General features: G+C 42.4%; 18 protein-coding genes. 16 read left to right on the top strand and 2 right to left on the bottom strand.

Annotated features, from left to right (window positions below; all coding sequences use genetic code 11):
• Nucleotides 1-9: 9 nt before the first annotated feature.
• Both spoIIP and HNR31_RS01440 read left to right on the top strand, forming a co-directional pair.
• Nucleotides 10-1,209 carry a stage II sporulation protein P gene (gene spoIIP, locus HNR31_RS01445; RefSeq protein ID WP_181554466.1) on the top strand — a complete coding sequence of 400 codons (1,200 nt, stop codon included), beginning with the start codon at nucleotides 10-12 and terminating at the stop codon, nucleotides 1,207-1,209.
• Between the two features lie 14 nt (nucleotides 1,210-1,223).
• Nucleotides 1,224-1,565: a YqxA family protein gene (locus HNR31_RS01440; RefSeq protein WP_181554465.1), complete on the top strand. Its 342-nt coding sequence runs from the start codon at nucleotides 1,224-1,226 to the stop codon at nucleotides 1,563-1,565.
• Between the two features lie 38 nt (nucleotides 1,566-1,603).
• Here HNR31_RS01440 and HNR31_RS01435 read toward each other — a convergent pair whose 3' ends face one another.
• Nucleotides 1,604-1,774, bottom strand: a complete 171-nt coding sequence (locus HNR31_RS01435; RefSeq protein WP_181554464.1) for a hypothetical protein — start codon at nucleotides 1,772-1,774, stop codon at nucleotides 1,604-1,606.
• Nucleotides 1,775-2,020: 246 nt separating this feature from the next.
• Between HNR31_RS01435 and lepA the strand changes: the two genes are divergently transcribed.
• From lepA to deoC, 10 genes are all read left to right on the top strand, one after another.
• Nucleotides 2,021-3,847 (top strand): translation elongation factor 4, encoded by a 1,827-nt coding sequence (gene lepA, locus HNR31_RS01430; RefSeq protein WP_181554463.1) that lies wholly within the window; start codon nucleotides 2,021-2,023, stop codon nucleotides 3,845-3,847.
• A gap of 71 nt (nucleotides 3,848-3,918) precedes the next feature.
• A complete protein-coding gene (hemW, locus tag HNR31_RS01425; protein WP_181554462.1) occupies nucleotides 3,919-5,061 on the top strand; it encodes a radical SAM family heme chaperone HemW in 1,143 nt (380 codons plus the stop codon).
• 84 nt (nucleotides 5,062-5,145) lie between these two features.
• Nucleotides 5,146-6,180: a heat-inducible transcriptional repressor HrcA gene (hrcA, locus tag HNR31_RS01420; RefSeq protein ID WP_181554461.1), complete on the top strand. Its 1,035-nt coding sequence runs from the start codon at nucleotides 5,146-5,148 to the stop codon at nucleotides 6,178-6,180.
• Between the two features lie 103 nt (nucleotides 6,181-6,283).
• Nucleotides 6,284-6,892, top strand: a complete 609-nt coding sequence (gene grpE / locus HNR31_RS01415) for a nucleotide exchange factor GrpE (RefSeq protein ID WP_181554460.1) — start codon at nucleotides 6,284-6,286, stop codon at nucleotides 6,890-6,892.
• A gap of 19 nt (nucleotides 6,893-6,911) precedes the next feature.
• Nucleotides 6,912-8,744, top strand: a complete 1,833-nt coding sequence (gene dnaK, locus HNR31_RS01410) for a molecular chaperone DnaK (protein ID WP_181554459.1) — start codon at nucleotides 6,912-6,914, stop codon at nucleotides 8,742-8,744.
• 278 nt (nucleotides 8,745-9,022) lie between these two features.
• Nucleotides 9,023-10,162: a molecular chaperone DnaJ gene (gene dnaJ, locus HNR31_RS01405; protein ID WP_181554458.1), complete on the top strand. Its 1,140-nt coding sequence runs from the start codon at nucleotides 9,023-9,025 to the stop codon at nucleotides 10,160-10,162.
• A 27-nt stretch (nucleotides 10,163-10,189) separates the two neighbouring features.
• Complete coding sequence (gene prmA, locus HNR31_RS01400; RefSeq protein WP_181554457.1) at nucleotides 10,190-11,128, top strand: 50S ribosomal protein L11 methyltransferase; 939 nt, start codon at nucleotides 10,190-10,192, stop codon at nucleotides 11,126-11,128.
• 15 nt (nucleotides 11,129-11,143) lie between these two features.
• The gene (locus HNR31_RS01395; RefSeq protein ID WP_181554456.1) at nucleotides 11,144-11,896 is read left to right on the top strand and encodes a 16S rRNA (uracil(1498)-N(3))-methyltransferase; all 753 of its coding nucleotides are present in this window, start codon (nucleotides 11,144-11,146) and stop codon (nucleotides 11,894-11,896) included.
• A 12-nt stretch (nucleotides 11,897-11,908) separates the two neighbouring features.
• A complete protein-coding gene (gene mtaB / locus HNR31_RS01390) occupies nucleotides 11,909-13,264 on the top strand; it encodes a tRNA (N(6)-L-threonylcarbamoyladenosine(37)-C(2))-methylthiotransferase MtaB (RefSeq protein WP_181554455.1) in 1,356 nt (451 codons plus the stop codon).
• A gap of 130 nt (nucleotides 13,265-13,394) precedes the next feature.
• Complete coding sequence (deoC, locus tag HNR31_RS01385; RefSeq protein WP_181554454.1) at nucleotides 13,395-14,066, top strand: deoxyribose-phosphate aldolase; 672 nt, start codon at nucleotides 13,395-13,397, stop codon at nucleotides 14,064-14,066.
• Here the strand turns inward: deoC and HNR31_RS01380 are convergent.
• Complete coding sequence (locus HNR31_RS01380) at nucleotides 14,063-14,992, bottom strand: Na/Pi symporter (protein WP_181554856.1); 930 nt, start codon at nucleotides 14,990-14,992, stop codon at nucleotides 14,063-14,065. The two genes, deoC and HNR31_RS01380, sit on opposite strands and share 4 nt — an antisense overlap.
• Nucleotides 14,993-15,147: 155 nt before the next feature.
• On the opposite strand from HNR31_RS01380, the gene rpsU reads away from it, so the two are divergent.
• The 4 genes from rpsU (at nucleotide 15,148) to yqfD (ending at nucleotide 17,387) form a co-directional block, all read left to right on the top strand.
• Entirely contained in the window at nucleotides 15,148-15,321 is a 174-nt protein-coding gene (gene rpsU / locus HNR31_RS01375; protein ID WP_027407847.1) for a 30S ribosomal protein S21, read from the top strand.
• Nucleotides 15,322-15,335: 14 nt separating this feature from the next.
• Nucleotides 15,336-15,785, top strand: a complete 450-nt coding sequence (locus tag HNR31_RS01370; RefSeq protein ID WP_181554453.1) for a GatB/YqeY domain-containing protein — start codon at nucleotides 15,336-15,338, stop codon at nucleotides 15,783-15,785.
• Nucleotides 15,786-15,894: 109 nt separating this feature from the next.
• A complete protein-coding gene (yqfC, locus tag HNR31_RS01365) occupies nucleotides 15,895-16,179 on the top strand; it encodes a sporulation protein YqfC (RefSeq protein WP_181554452.1) in 285 nt (94 codons plus the stop codon).
• Nucleotides 16,180-16,199: 20 nt separating this feature from the next.
• Nucleotides 16,200-17,387 (top strand): sporulation protein YqfD, encoded by a 1,188-nt coding sequence (gene yqfD, locus HNR31_RS01360; protein ID WP_181554451.1) that lies wholly within the window; start codon nucleotides 16,200-16,202, stop codon nucleotides 17,385-17,387.
• Nucleotides 17,388-17,390: the final 3 nt, after the last annotated feature.

Raw genomic sequence — 17,390 nt, 5'->3', positions numbered from 1 at the left:
GGTGAGAACATGAAAAGATTTCGTTCTCAGCAAATGATTGTAACTGTTCATGGGACGAGCTTAAAAAAAATGATGGTATTAGCGGTTTTAGGATGTATGATGATGTTTATTTTGATCGGATTAATGACTTCGTTAAAGCCGGAATACCGAATTTCTTCTTCTTCCGTCAACAATGTAACGAACCATTTTCCAGAAGAAATGTTCGTTCATGTACTTAGTTTTGAAAATCATTATTTTTCACAAGGGTTACCAAAAGAACAGCAAAAAACAAATTATTCATCTGTATTGTTTCGCATGGCAACAAGTATTAATCCAGACGACCCTCGCAGTTTACTCGGAGGGGAATTGCCGGGATTTGCGCTCTATGATAGCAAAATTATTGTCGCTGGGGAGGGAACGGATTATACGAACATGCCGTACGAATCGGCACCGCCGCTTGAAGTAATGCTTGCGGAACGGGAAGCTTCACTTGAAAGCTTACATCAGGCAGATAAAGACAATGAGGAAAAACCAGTGCCGCCACCAAAAATGACAACCGGCGGAAAAAAGGTAGTGTACATTTATCAGACACATACATATGAATCCTATTTGCCTGCTTTGAAGGGAGTAACCGATCCCGATTTAGCATTCCACCGTACCGTTAACGTCACAAAAGTAGGACAAAAGCTAGCGGAAGAAATGGAAAAGCGCGGTATCGGGGCGGAAGAGAGCAATGTCGATATTCAGAAAAAATTAGCGGAAAAAGGAATGAAATATTATCAATCCTATGATATGTCGAGAGAAACGGTAGTCGAAGCAATGGCACATAACCGCGATTTACAATATTTCATCGATATTCATCGTGACTCACGAAGACGAAAATACACGACCGTAACGATTAACGGAGTCGATTATGCCCGCATTGCTTTTATTATTGGTGGGGAAAATGCGAAATACGAGAAAAACTTGCAGTTAGCAACGGAACTCCATCGTTTATTACAGAAAAAGTATCCTGGTCTTAGCCGGGGAGTTATTGAGAAAAAAGGAGCAGGAACGAACGGGAAATTTAATCAAGATTTATCAGAAAATGCGATTCTTGTTGAGATTGGCGGTGTCGACAACACATTTCAGGAATTATTCCGTACCGCCACCGCTTTAGCAGATGTATTCAGCGAATATTATTGGCAAGCAGAAAAAGTTCAAGCACCTGCACCGTCTCAAAAACAGTAAGGAGCGGAATTGTCATGGTGAAATTTACAATTCAGTTTTTCGCTGCTGTTGCTCTTCTGTTTTTTGGTGTTTTACTGGGAATGCAGCAAGCGAGTGAAGGATTACAAAAAATGAAAGGATACAACGATCCGTCGTTGCCGACGGTGTTTCACTTTTCTGAAGGTGGACAAGGAGAATTAGAAGCCTCGATTATGGGGAATAAAGTCAAAGTAGAAACGTTTGATGAAAAAAAAGAAAAACTCAACCATATAAAGACATTAAATGTATTTTCCGAGCTTGGCAAACGATTAGCAGACGCTGTCCACTCCTCTATTGAACAGTTTCTTTCTTTGGTAAATCAGCTGCTTGGAAAATAAGGTCGGGCAAGTCCCGACTTTTTTTGTGATATAAGAATTCATATCTTGCTTCCTTTTGGAGGAGAATGGTTCAGCTCAGCTCGTAACGTATCTGCTGCTTGAATCAACTTCTTCGCTGACATGCGACGAGTCATCGCAGGAACAGTGTCTGAAAAATAACCTTTTTCCGTTGTTTTGTCTAGTTCTCTTGTGCCAAATAATCTTCTCAAGCACTTCCTTCAGGCGAAGAACATTTAGCTTTGAGGGAGCTAGGATGCGACATTTCGCCGCTGCCCACAGGACGCGGGCAGCTTTTAGACGAAATTGGGCCGCCAAACATTTCTCGTCGGAAGAACATTTTCCTTCGCTGTTAAGCGATCGCCTTCGCTTTTCTTCATTCGATGATTGAATCTTATCGATTGTGTTGCTATAATCGAAGCTAGTGTAGTCTCGGCATGACAGTAGGAGTGAAAAAAATGAACCGTGAAGAAAGATTAAAAAGACGAGAAAAAATTCGAAACTTTTCTATTATCGCTCATATCGACCATGGGAAATCGACACTAGCTGACCGCATCCTAGAAAAAACAGGTGCGCTTTCTCAGCGAGAAATGAAAGAGCAAATGCTAGATTCGATGGAACTCGAACGAGAGCGCGGCATTACGATTAAATTAAATGCTGTTCAATTGAAATATAAAGCGAAAAATGGGGAAGAGTACATTTTTCATTTAATTGATACGCCTGGCCATGTCGATTTTACGTACGAGGTATCGCGCAGCCTAGCGGCTTGTGAAGGAGCGATTCTCGTTGTCGACGCCGCTCAGGGAATCGAGGCGCAAACGTTAGCGAACGTCTATTTAGCGTTAGATAATAACTTAGAAATTTTACCTGTTATTAATAAAATCGATTTACCGAGCGCGGAGCCGGAGCGTGTTCGTCAAGAAATTGAAGACGTCATCGGTTTAGATGCGTCGGAAGCGGTGCTAGCTTCGGCAAAGGCAGGAATCGGCATTGACGAAATTTTAGAGCAAATCGTCGAAAAAATTCCGGCGCCAACCGGCGACCCAGATGCGCCACTAAAAGCGCTCATTTTTGACTCATATTACGATTCGTATCGCGGTGTCGTTGCGTACATTCGCGTTGTCGAAGGAACGGTAAAGCCGGGGCAAAAGATTAAAATGATGGCGACGGGAAAAGAATTTGAAGTCATTGAAGTTGGCGTATTTACGCCAAAGCCGAAATTAGTCGATGAGTTAACGGTTGGGGATGTTGGCTTTTTAACGGCTTCGATTAAAAATGTGAGCGACACGCGCGTCGGGGATACGATTACCGATGCGAAAAATCCGGCAACGGAGCCGTTGCCAGGATACCGACGGTTAAATCCAATGGTATTCTGTGGTATGTACCCAATTGATACAGCCCGGTATAACGATTTGCGCGAGGCGCTTGAAAAATTGCAGCTCAACGATGCGGCGTTGCAATTTGAACCAGAAACGTCACAAGCGCTCGGTTTTGGATTCCGATGCGGCTTTTTAGGTCTATTGCACATGGAAATTATTCAAGAGCGCATTGAACGTGAATTTAACATCGACTTAATTACAACAGCGCCAAGCGTTGTGTATAAAGTATATTTAACCGATGGGACTGAAGTCCAAGTCGACAATCCATCCAACATGCCAGACCCGCAAAAAATTGATCGCGTCGAAGAACCATATGTCAAAGCAACAATTATGGTGCCGAACGATTACGTTGGGGCGGTCATGGAATTATGTCAAAGCAAGCGCGGCAATTTTGTTGACATGCAATATTTAGATGAAAAGCGGGTCAGCTTAATTTACGATATCCCTCTATCTGAGATCGTGTACGATTTCTTTGACATTTTAAAATCAAGCACAAAAGGCTATGCGTCATTTGATTATGAATTAATCGGCTACAAACCTTCGAAGCTGGTGAAAATGGACATTCTTCTAAACGGTGAAAAGGTCGATGCGCTCTCCTTTATTGTTCACCGTGACTCTGCGTACGAACGCGGCAAGGTAATCGTGGAAAAGTTAAAAGATTTAATTCCGCGTCAACAATTTGAAGTGCCTGTTCAGGCAGCGATTGGAAATAAAATTATTGCACGCTCGACTATTAAAGCGTTACGCAAAAACGTATTAGCGAAATGTTACGGCGGTGACGTTTCTCGTAAACGTAAGCTTCTTGAAAAGCAAAAAGAAGGGAAAAAGCGCATGAAACAAGTTGGTTCTGTCGAAGTCCCACAAGAAGCGTTTATGGCCGTACTAAAAATGGATGATAAAAAATAAGAAAGTAACAAGGCTGTCTCCTCGTTCGATGAGATAGCCTTGTTTTTATGATACAAAAGGAGCGATATACGTTGATAAAAGCAGTCTATTTTCATATCCCTTTCTGCTCACATATTTGTCATTATTGCGATTTTAATAAAGTGTTTTTCAAAGGACAACCCGTTGACGAATATTTGCAGGCGATGGAAAAAGAAATGAAACATACGATGGAAGCCTTCCCGACGGATCAGCTAGACACGCTGTTTGTCGGTGGGGGGACGCCAACGGTATTAGAGATGAAGCAGCTTGATTTTTTTCTCAACAGTATCCATAAGTATTTTCCATTTACTGTCGGAGAAGTCGAGTTCACGTTTGAAGCTAATCCAAATGAACTTTCGAAAGAAAAACTGCGGATGCTAAAAGAAGCAGGGGTCAACCGTCTCAGCTTCGGTGTGCAAACATTTAATGATGAACTATTACAAACCATCGGACGCACTCATTGTGAGCATGATGTGATCCGAACCATTGAAATGGCAAAGGAAGTCGGTTTTACAAATATTAGTATTGATTTGATGTACGGCCTTCCGGGGCAAACGTTGGAGCAGTTTCGTGATACGCTGGAAAAGGCATTTTCTCTTGATATTCAACATATTTCCGCCTATTCACTGATCGTTGAACCAAAAACGGTATTTTATAATTTAATGAAAAAGGGTAAGCTTCTGCTACCAAGTCAAGAAGAGGAAGCAGAAATGTACGAAGAAGCGATGAAACAGATGGAAATGCACGGCTATCAGCAATACGAAATTAGCAATTATGCGTGTCCTGGTTTTGAAAGTCGCCATAATCTTACGTATTGGAATAATGAAGAATATTACGGAATTGGTGCCGGTGCCCACAGTTATGTGAACGGAACACGCAATGTCAACGCCGGGCCGTTAAAGAAATATATTCAGTTGATTGAACAAACCCATTTCCCGTATATCGAAAGTCATACGTTGACATTGGAGGAAAAAATGGAAGAGGAAATGTTTTTAGGGCTGCGAAAAACGGAAGGGGTGTCCAAACAACAGTTTGCGCAGAAATTTCATCGTTCCCTTCATGATGTATTTGCTGAACCGGTTGCAACGGAAACACAAAAAGGATTATTAGAAGAAACGGAAACTCACGTTCGTCTTACTCATCGCGGCAAATTGCTCGGGAACGAGGTATTTCAAGCGTTTATCGGCATAATCTAAACGTTGACATTCTCCTGTAGATTTGATACTTTAATAATAGATTTAGCACTCAATTTGTCCGAGTGCTAACAGAGGTGATGGTAGTTGTTAACTGATCGCCAATTGCTTATTTTACAAGTAATTATCGATGATTTTATTCGTTCTGGGCAGCCTGTTGGTTCTCGGACGCTATCAAAAAAAGAAGAGATTTCGTTCAGCTCAGCAACAATTCGGAATGAAATGGCAGATTTAGAAGAGTTGGGATATATTGAAAAAACGCATATTTCATCCGGGCGGGTACCATCGGAAAAAGGTTATCGCTATTATGTCGATCACCTATTGTCACCGCAACGATTGACACAAGAAGACATAAAAAAAATCAAATCTATTTTCGCTGAACGAATTTATGAATTGGAAAAAATTGTCCAAAAATCAGCTCGAATTTTATCTGATTTGACAAATTATACGTCAATCGTCCTTGGACCAGCAGTAAAGGACAATAAGCTAAAACGAATCCAAATCATTCCGCTCAATAAGGAAACAGCTGTTGCGATTATTGTGACAGATACCGGACATGTCGAAAATCGCGTTATTACGGTTCCGGCTTCGGTGAACGCTTCCGATTTAGAAAAAATGGTGAACATCTTAAACGAGCGTTTATTAGGGGTTCCGCTTATTGAGCTAAAAGATAAAATTTATAAAGAAGTGGCCAACGTATTGCGCACTCATATTCGCAACTATGATAGCATGCTAAAAACGATTGCTGACACGCTTGACGTGCCTCAAGAAGAGAAAATGTTCTTTGCTGGAAAAACGAACATGTTGATCCAGCCGGAATTTAGCGATATTCAAAAGGTTCGTTCACTGATGATGATGATCGAACAAGAAAAAGATTTTTACCGTTTGTTGCGCAAACATAGCAAAAAAGGCATTCAAGTGACGATTGGACGCGAAAATCAGTTAAGTGGCATGGAGAACTGCAGCCTGATTACTGCGACGTACTCAGTTGGCGAAGAGCAGCTAGGAACGATTGCGATTCTTGGTCCAACACGCATGGAATACTCGCGAGTCATTACGATTTTAAATCGAGTTGCTTCCGACTTATCCACCGTGTTAACGGATTGGTATCAAAACAATTAGCATTGGTCATATTGGATAATGGATGGATGGTGTTGTCCTATCCATCCTTTCCTTGTGACGATTACATACATACAGCCCTACTTATTTAAGGGAGGTGAAACCGATGGAAAAAGAACAACAAGAAATGGTGCAAGAACAAGAACAGGCTACATATGAACAAGAACAACATCCAACAGTGAGTGAGGAAGAAAAAGAACACGGGCAAACGGAAGAACAACAAGAACAAGACCAATTAAAAGCAAAAGATGAATTAGCGGAAGCAAACAAAAAAATTGCCGAGCTTGAAGGAAAACTTCAAGATATGGAGAACCGTTATCTTCGTTTGCACGCGGATTTTGATAACTTCCGACGCCGTACAAGGCTTGAGTTTGAAGCGGCGGAAAAATATCGTGCTCAAAGTTTAATCACCGATCTTTTACCCACTTTAGATAATTTTGAGCGCGCCTTAAAGATCGAAGCGGAGGATGAAAAATCGAAATCTATTCTTCAAGGAATGGAAATGGTATATCGCTCGCTAGTTGAGGCGCTAAAAAAAGAAGGAGTTGAAGCGATCGAGGCGGTCGGAAAACCGTTCGATCCACATTTGCATCAAGCGGTGATGCAAGTGGAAGATAACAACTACGAACCGAATACCGTTGTCGAAGAGTTACAAAAAGGATACAAATTAAAAGATCGTGTGATTCGTCCGGCAATGGTAAAAGTTAGTCAATAAGTACAGGAGGGTGATGTCAATGAGCAAAATTATTGGGATTGACTTAGGTACGACAAACTCTTGCGTTGCCGTATTAGAAGGCGGCGAGCCGAAAGTTATTCCAAACCCAGAAGGTAACCGTACGACTCCGTCTGTCGTGGCGTTTAAAAACGGTGAGCGCCAAGTGGGAGAAGTAGCGAAGCGCCAAGCAATCACAAACCCAAATACCATCATTTCTATTAAACGTCATATGGGGACTGACTACAAAGTCGAAATCGAAGGGAAACAATACACACCGCAAGAAATTTCTGCCATCATTTTACAATACCTAAAATCTTATGCAGAAGATTATTTAGGCGAGCCAGTGACAAGAGCGGTCATTACCGTTCCGGCTTACTTTAACGATGCGCAACGTCAAGCAACAAAAGACGCAGGACGTATCGCCGGATTACAGGTAGAGCGTATTATTAACGAGCCAACAGCCGCAGCGCTTGCTTACGGTCTAGATAAAATGGAAGAGGATCAGACGATTCTTGTCTACGACTTAGGTGGCGGTACATTCGACGTATCGATTCTTGAATTAGGAGACGGTGTATTCGAAGTAAAAGCGACTGCCGGTGATAACCATCTTGGCGGCGATGATTTCGACCAAGTCATTATCGACTACTTAGTCGAAGAATTTAAAAAAGAGCATGGCATTGACTTATCCAAAGACAAAATGGCATTGCAACGTCTAAAAGATGCGGCAGAAAAAGCGAAAAAAGACCTTTCTGGCGTCACACAAACGCAAATTTCCTTGCCGTTTATCAGCGCTAATGAAACTGGTCCGTTACACTTAGAAATGACATTAACGCGCGCTAAATTCGAAGAGTTGTCCGCTCATCTTGTCGAGCGCACGATGGGTCCTGTTCGCCAAGCGTTGCAAGATGCGGGATTAACTCCAGCTGATATCGATAAAGTTATTCTTGTCGGTGGTTCAACGCGCATTCCAGCTGTACAAGAAGCGATTAAGAGAGAAATCGGAAAAGAGCCGCATAAAGGCGTTAATCCTGACGAAGTTGTTGCCATCGGTGCAGCGATTCAAGGCGGTGTCATTGCCGGCGACGTAAAAGATGTCGTTCTTCTTGACGTTACGCCGCTTTCATTAGGTATTGAAACAATGGGTGGCGTCTTCACGAAATTAATTGAACGCAACACAACTATCCCAACAAGTAAATCGCAAATTTTCTCAACGGCAACCGATAACCAAACAGCAGTGGACATTCACGTCTTACAAGGGGAACGTCCAATGGCAGCTGACAACAAAACGCTCGGTCGCTTCCAACTAACGGATATCCCACCTGCTCCGCGCGGTGTGCCGCAAATTGAAGTAACATTTGACATTGACGCAAACGGAATCGTTCACGTTCGTGCAAAAGATTTAGGTACAAATAAAGAGCAATCTATTACGATCAAATCTTCGTCTGGTCTTTCTGAAGAAGAAATTCAGCGCATGATTAAAGAAGCAGAGGAAAACGCTGAAGCGGACAGAAAGCGGAAAGAAGAGGCAGAGCTTCGTAATGAAGCTGATCAGTTAGTGTTCACAACGGAAAAAACATTAAAAGAGCTTGAAGGAAAAGTCGATGAGGCCGAAGTGAAAAAAGCTCAGGAAGCAAAAGATGCACTAAAAGCCGCACTCGAGAAAAACGATATTGAAGACATTCGCACAAAGAAAAATGCTCTCCAAGAAATCGTGCAACAATTATCTATCAAATTATATGAACAAGCGGCAAAACAAGCGCAAGCTCAACAAAATAACGGAGCAGATGGCGCGAACAAAAAGGATGACAATGTCGTTGATGCAGAATTTGAAGAAGTAAAAGACGACAAATAATGGCTTCTTATTTAAAAAAGTCAAAGTCAGGCCTGTCTTGGCTTTGACTTTTTTGAAAGATAAACAATTTAAAGAGAAAATGGTTTAACTTCAGCGCCCAGCCGCTCGGGAGCACGTGAATCCCGGTGAGGTGACAGCCACCTCTCCATGGGGTGAAGAACATTCGCTCATCGCGGCTAAGCAGGGCGCTTACGCTTTTCTTAGTATAAAAATATTGCATGTTAAAAGAAACGAATGGTACAATTAGCTTCATGTGAGCGAATCGGGAGTGGATGCTGATGGCGAAACGAGATTATTATGAAGTTCTCGGAGTTAGCAAGAACGCAACCAAAGAGGAAATTAAAAAAGCATACCGGAAACTTTCCAAACAATATCATCCAGATATTAATAAGGCGCCTGATGCAGCGGAAAAATTTAAAGAAATTAAGGAAGCATATGAAGTACTAAGCGATGATCAAAAACGGGCGCATTACGATCAGTTTGGCCATGCAGAACCAAATCAAGGGTTCGGCGGCTTTAGTAGCGATGATTTTGACTTTGGCGGCTTTAGTGGGTTCGGCGGTTTTGAAGATATCTTCAGCTCATTTTTCGGTGGCGGACGGCGTCGTGATCCGAATGCACCGCGTGCTGGAGCCGATTTACAATATACGATGACATTGACGTTTGAAGAAGCGGCATTCGGAAAAGAAACTGACATTGAAATTCCGCGAGAAGAAACGTGCGACACGTGCCACGGGTCTGGGGCGAAACCGGGGACGAAAAAAGAAACGTGCTCACACTGCCACGGCACAGGTCAAATCAGCATTGAACAAACAACGCCGTTTGGACGCATCGTCAATCGAAGAACGTGTCATTACTGCGGTGGAACGGGACAATTCATTAAAGAAAAGTGTACGACATGCGGTGGAAGCGGTCGCGTCAAAAAGCGCAAAAAAATCCATGTCAAAATCCCGGCTGGAATCGATGATGGTCAACAGCTGCGAGTGGCCGGTCAAGGGGAGCCAGGGATCAACGGCGGTCCTCCAGGCGATTTATACATTGTATTCCGCGTAGAACCTCATGAATTTTTCGAACGTGATGGAGATGATATTTATTGTGAAATCCCACTTACGTTTGCACAAGCTGCACTTGGGGATGAAATTGAAGTGCCGACCCTTCATGGAAAAGTGAAGCTGAAAATTCCTGCTGGTACGCAGACAGGAACAAAATTCCGTCTAAAGGGAAAAGGTGTGCCAAACGTACGCGGGTATGGCCATGGAGATCAACATATTATCGTTCGCGTAGTGACGCCGACAAGATTAACGGAAAAACAAAAGCAATTATTGCGTGAATTTGACGAATTAGGTGGTCAAAGCATGCATCATGGAGAGCAAGATAGTTTTTTTAAAAAGGTCAAAAAAGCGTTTAAAGGGGAATAATCAGAAAGGAGCGAGTTGGTAGATTTTATGAAATGGTCAGAAATTAGTATCCATACGACACATGAAGCGGTAGAAGCGATTTCGAATATTTTGCATGAGGCAGGAGCTGGCGGAGTCGTCATTGAAGATCCGTTTGATTTACTAAAAGAGCGGGACACTTCCTTCGGGGAAATCTACCAACTCAATCCTGACGACTACCCGGAGGAAGGAGTCATCATTAAAGCCTACTTGCCTGTCAACAGCTTTTTAGGCGAAACAGTGGAAGAGATTAAACAAGCGATCAATAATTTAATGCTATATGATATTGATATTGGAAAAAATAAAATTACAATTAGTGAAGTAAACGAAGAAGAATGGGCAACCGCATGGAAAAAATACTACAACCCGGTAAAAATTTCTGAAAAGTTTACGATCGTACCGACATGGGAGACGTATGAGCCTGTCTCGAGTGACGAGCTTATTATCGAATTAGACCCGGGCATGGCATTTGGCACCGGAACACATCCGACAACGGTTATGTGTATTCAAGCGTTAGAAAAATGTGTGAAGCCGGGAGATAATGTCATTGATGTCGGCACAGGCTCTGGCATTTTAAGCATTGCTGCTGCGATGCTGGGCGCCAAATCTGTTCAAGCGCTCGACTTAGATCCGATCGCTGTCGATAGCGCGAGACTCAATGTCAAGTTAAACAAAGTTCAACACATCGTGACAGTTTCGCAAAATAATTTATTGGATCGCGTGGAAACTAGAGCCAACGTCATTGTAGCGAACATTTTAGCCGAGATTATTTTACGTTTTGTTGACGATGCGTATCGCCTCCTGGAACAAGGCGGATGTTTTATTACGTCAGGAATCATCCAAGCGAAGAAACAGGAGGTTAAAGATGGTCTTGTCAAAGCGGGATTTGTCATTGAAGAAACGTTAGTGATGGAAGACTGGGTCGCGTTTATCGCGAGAAAAGTGTGAAAAGAAGGTGTCGCTTTGCAACGGTATTTTGTTTCGGACGAACAGATTGTCAACAGGGAGCACATCGTCATTGACGGAGATGATTATCATCATATCGTGCGCGTCATGCGCATGAACGAAGGGGACGGACTCATTTGCTGTAGTGAACATAGCGAAGTAGCGCTATGTCAAATTGAACAAATTACCAATGAGAACGTCATCGTCCGTATTATACAATGGATAGAAGAACAAACCGAACTACCGATTCAAATTTATATTGCTCAAGGGCTGCCGAAAGGGGATAAACTAGAGCTTGTCATTCAAAAAGGAACAGAGCTTGGCGCTTTCTCGTTTATCCCTTTTACGGCGGCTCGCTCTGTTGTAAAATGGGATGCGAAAAAGGCGGATAAAAAGCTGGAACGATGGAGAAAAATCGCCAAAGAAGCGGCAGAACAATCGCACCGTGCAAGAATTCCCGATATTTATGCGCCGATGTCGATACATGAATTAATCCAATTTGCTGCGACGGTCGATTATAAGCTCGTTGCTTACGAAGAAGAAGCGAAAAAAGGGGAGCATGCGGCTTTAGCAAACATCCTGCGTCAAATGAAACAGGGACAGTCGCTGCTTGCTCTTTTTGGTCCCGAAGGAGGAGTTTCTGAACAAGAAATGGTGTTATTAAAGGAAAATGGTTTTCTTCCTTGCAGTCTTGGACCGAGAATTTTACGAACGGAAACAGCCCCGCTCTATTTACTTGCAGCGGCTTCCTATGAATTTGAACTCATGTGAGGTGAAGCAATCATGCCGACAGTAGCGTTTCATACGTTAGGTTGTAAAGTCAACCATTACGAAACAGAAGCAATTTGGCAATTATTTAAACAAGCCGGCTACGAACGAAAAGAGTTCGAAAGCCGAGCAGACGTTTATGTCATTAACACATGTACAGTCACGAATACAGGTGATAAAAAGAGCCGTCAAGTTATTCGCCGTGCGATTCGAAAAAACCCGGATGCCGTCATTTGCGTCACCGGATGTTATGCACAAACATCTCCAGCTGAAGTGATGGCGATTCCTGGTGTCGATATTGTGATCGGTACGCAAGATCGCGCGAAAATTCTTGACTACATTGAACAATTTAAGAGGGAACGTCAGCCGATTAACGGAGTCAGCAATATTATGAAAGCGCGCGTATACGAAGAATTGGATGTTCCGGCGTTCACGGACAGAACACGCGCTTCTTTAAAAATTCAAGAAGGCTGCAACAATTTTTGCACGTTTTGTATTATTCCATGGGCGCGCGGATTAATGCGTTCACGCGATCCGAAGGAAGTCATTCGTCAAGCACAACAGCTTGTTGATGCAGGGTATAAAGAAATTGTGTTAACCGGCATTCATACGGGCGGTTACGGCACAGATATGAAAGACTATAATTTTGCCGCCTTGCTTCGCGATATTGACGAGCAAGTTGTCGGCTTAAAACGGCTTCGCATCTCATCGATTGAAGCAAGTCAAATTACGGACGAAGTGATTGACGTATTAAAACGTTCCGATAAAATTGTTCGTCATTTGCACATCCCGCTTCAATCTGGCTCTAACGAAGTATTAAAGCGGATGCGCCGCAAATATACAACAGAATTTTTTGCCGAACGCTTAAAGCGGTTGCGTGAAGTATTCCCAGAGTTAGCCGTTACGTCTGATGTCATTGTCGGTTTCCCGGGAGAGACAGAAGAGGAATTTATGGAGACGTACAACTTTATTCGTGAACAACGCTTTTCTGAGCTTCACGTCTTTCCGTATTCGAAGCGGACAGGCACGCCGGCAGCGCGAATGCCAAATCAAGTTGATGAAGAAGTTAAAAATGAACGCGTTCATCGCTTAATTGCCCTTTCTGACCAGCTTGCGAAAGAATACGCGTCACAATTTGAAGGACAAGTGCTCGAGGTGATTCCGGAAGAGCGATATAAAGAAGAGCCGGAGAGCGGTTTATATGTCGGTTATACAGACAACTACTTGAAAGTGAAATTCCCAGCGACAGAAGACATGGTCGGTCAACTTGTGAAAGTAAAAATTACAAAAGCGGGATACCCGTATAACGAAGGTGAATTTGTTCGCGTTGTTGCTGATGATGTGCCTCAACAAATAAAGTTAAGCTCGTAACCCAGCTAGGAAGGCTGGGTTTTTGTTTACATGCAATTTTCCGGATAAACTAAACTAGTTTTTGCAAAAAAATAATGATATGATGATAGAGGTCAGACTTCTGCAAATAAGAAAGGAGAATGTAGTCAACATGGCAAACGATATTGCAAAAATGATTGATCATACATTATTAAAGGCAGATACAACAAAAGAGCAAATCGTTAAATTGTGTGAGGAAGCAAAACAATATAATTTTGCGTCCGTTTGTGTCAATCCAACGTGGGTAGCGACAGCGGCAGAGCTATTAAAGGGAACGGATGTTAAAGTATGTACTGTTATCGGCTTTCCTCTCGGGGCAAACACGCCAGAAACAAAGGCGTTTGAAACGAAAAATGCGATTGAAAACGGTGCAACCGAAGTCGATATGGTCATTAATATTGGCGCGTTAAAAGATGGAAATGACGAGCTTGTTGAGCGCGATATTCGCGCGGTTGTTGATGCGGCAAAAGGAAAAGCGCTTGTTAAAGTGATTATCGAAGCATGCTTGCTTACAGAAGAAGAAAAAGTGCGCGCCTGTGAATTAGCCGTAAAAGCCGGTGCAGACTATGTGAAAACTTCAACTGGCTTTTCTACAGGTGGCGCAACGGTTGAGGACGTTGCGCTTATGCGGAAAACTGTTGGGCCAAGCATCGGCGTAAAAGCGTCTGGAGGCGTTCGCGACCTTCAAAGTGCCGAAGCAATGATTCAAGCGGGAGCAACGCGCATTGGTACAAGTTCAGGTGCCGCTATCGTTCAAGGAAAAACAGCAACAACTGATTATTAATCGTCTTTTTGATGAAGAAACAGCATTGCCTTTTCAATCCAATTAGTAAACGGCAAAGCTACAACAGAACAAATTACATTAAACAGTACACTTACATGGGCCAATTGTACATCAGGTGCAGCAGAGAGCGTTTTAGTAAATGAAGCGAGCGGTTCAATGAAAAAATAAAAAGCGGTGACGCCTATAACATTGAACCATAAATGAGTGTACGCAGTGAGTTTCGCTTCTCTGCTTGAACCGATACTTGCTAAAAGACCTGTGACACATGTACCGATATTGGCGCCGAGAAGAATGGCGATGCCAGCTGGCAGTGTCAACAGTTGTTCGACAAGAAAGCTCATGGCAATCCCGATCGTTGCCGCACTTGACTGAATGATCGACGTAAGAACAGTACCGATTCCAATTCCGAGTAATGCGGAGTCGTTTGTTTTTCGTAACCATTCATTCACCACTGGATAGGTAGATAGCGGTTCGGCCAGTTGACGAAATCCGTCCATCGCAAAAAACAAACAAGCAATCCCGACGATTGTCATTCCTACACTAAGAGTGAAACGATGGCGGACAAAAAAGACGAGAAGCGCGCCAAGCAATAACATCGGAATAATGCTTTTGCCTAAGTCAAGTGTAATGATTTCCGTAGTGATTGTCGAACCGATATTGCTGCCTAAAATAATTCCGATCGATTGCCGAAACGTGAAATAACCGGTTGTCACAAGGCCAACGGTAATGACCATCACCGCAGAACTGCTTTGAAGCAAAGCGGTAACCACTATTCCCGTCAAAAATCCTTGCAACGGGGTTTTTGTAAAGCGTAATAGCCATTGTTTTAACTGTTGCGCCGAAAGGGAGTAAAGACCGGATTTCATCATGAACATACCAAGCAAGAAAATGCCCACATAGACCGTAAACCATATTAATAGTTGCATCACTTGTTCTCTCTCCTTTCACCATATTGTATGGACAAGGAAGAGAGACAATGACAGTTTTTTAGTTGACCTACAATATTGCATATATTATAATTGACAAGTACACATTTGGTAACATAAATGTAAGTGGTGTTGTTCGGAGGGAGGGAAGTAGGATGTCAAAAACAATCGTTCGTAAAAACGAGTCGCTTGAAGACGCTCTTCGTCGCTTCAAACGTGCTGTTTCAAAAACAGGCACATTGCAAGAAGCTAGAAAGCGTGAATTTTATGAAAAGCCAAGCGTAAGACGTAAGAAAAAGTCTGAAGCGGCTAGAAAGCGCAAGCATTAAAAGAGGGTGTATTTATGGGTCTTCTTGAGCGTTTAAATGATGATATGAAACAAGCGATGAAAAACAAGGAAAAAGAAAAACTCTCCGTCATTCGGATGTTGAAAGCAGCATTGCAAAACGAAGCGATTAAGCTTGGCAAAAGTCAACTATCGGAAGACGAAGAGCTGACAGTGCTTTCTCGCGAATTGAAACAGCGTAAAGACTCCCTCCAAGAATTCGAAAACGCTGGTCGTTCAGACCTTGTGGAAAAAACAAAAGCAGAAATTCAAATTGTTGAATTATATATGCCAAAGCAATTGACAGAAGAAGAGCTCACGCAAATCGTGAAAGAGACGATTGCCGAAGTGGGAGCTACTTCGAAAGCGGATATGGGCAAAGTGATGGGAGCGATCATGCCAAAGGTAAAGGGCAAAGCAGATGGTTCTCTCGTCAACAAGCTTGTCCAACAGCATTTGTCTTCATAAAAAGCTGTCTCATTTTAATGAGACAGCTTTTTTTATCATGATGTATTGTAAAAATGTGCTACAACCCCCTTTTCTCTCATATGTATGAGATGAAAGGGGGTTCTTTTTTATGGTCAAGAAGTGGCGACAGCGCATGAGAAGTTGGCTTACAAATAAACTGGAACTACCCGCTGACATTGTCATGGACCTTCCCCGCATTACGATGATTGGACAAATACATATTTATATTGAAAATCATCGCGGCTTGCTCACGTTTAGCGATAAAGAATTGCGGTTGCTATTGAAACAAGGACAGCTTCTCGTTCGCGGAGAGCAGTTTGTGATTAAAACAATTTTGCCCGAAGAAATTTTACTACAAGGGAAAATTAACCAAGTAATTTATATAGATGAATAATGTTTTCGGGAGGAAAAGTGATGAAAAACCAGTGGTTGAGCTTGTTCATAGGCAGTGTAAGGGTCAAAGTACAGGGAAGAGGTGCTGAACGATTCATTAATGCTTGCCTACGCAACGGTATTACTGTTTGGGACGTGAAAAAGCATAGTGAAGATATAACGACATTTTTCATTCTCCTGAAAGATATACCAAACGTGCGCGCTGTTGTGAGAAATAGTGAATGCAAGCTTTATTTTATCGGGAAAAACGGTTTCCCTTTTTTCCTAAAAAAAATGGTTTCCAATATCGGGTTTATGGTAGGAATAAGTTTATTTTTCATTATGGTTTTCCTGCTTTCCAACATGGTATGGAACATTCAAATTAAAGGGGCAAAACCCGAGACGGAATATCGAATTATGAAGGAATTACAGCGAATGGGAGTAGAAAAAGGAGCATTTCAATTTCTTATTGACGATCCCGAAACGATTCAGCGAAAACTAACGAACCGTGTTGAGACGATTACGTGGGTCGGTGTAGAGCTAAAAGGCACAACTTTTTATTTTCAAGTCGTTGAAAAAAAGCAGCCGAAAGAGACGAAACGAATCGGTGTGCAACATTTAGTGGCGAAGAAAAAGGCAGTGATTACGGACATGTTTGTCGAAGAAGGACAACCAGTCATTTCCGTTCATGACCATGTCAAAAAAGGACAAATTCTAGTATCCGGTATTATCGGGAAAGAAGGACAAACCAAACTCGTGCCAGCGCGCGGAAAAATTTTTGGCGAAACATGGTACAAGTCTACCGTTGTCCTTCCATTACAAGCATCATTTCATGTATTGACAGGAAAGTATGTAGAAAAGCATTATATTACTATAAAAAACATTTTGATTCCTGTCTGGGGATTTAAAAAACCGCCATTTTCACATTATAAAATCGACCAGCAAAAAAAAGCGCTGCGCTTTTGGCGCTGGGAACTTCCAATCTTTTATGAGCGCGTCATTTATCGGGAAACTGAAGAGGTAACAAGAAACTATTCGTGGGAAGAAGCGCTTCAAAAAGCAAAAGAAATTGCTCGGAAAGAATTAAAAGCGAAATTGGAGGAAGATGCTTCCATTAAAGGGGAAAAAGTTTTGCATGAAGCGAAAGAGAATGGTAAAGTAAGAGTAGAGATGCATTATCAAGTGATTGAAAATATCGCTATACCACAACCTATTGTTCAAGGAGACTAAAGG

The sequence above is a fragment of the Thermaerobacillus caldiproteolyticus genome, assembly GCF_013761245.1.
GTDB classification, from domain to species: domain Bacteria; phylum Bacillota; class Bacilli; order Bacillales; family Anoxybacillaceae; genus Thermaerobacillus; species Thermaerobacillus caldiproteolyticus.
This window is presented reverse-complemented; position numbering and strand designations above follow the sequence as displayed.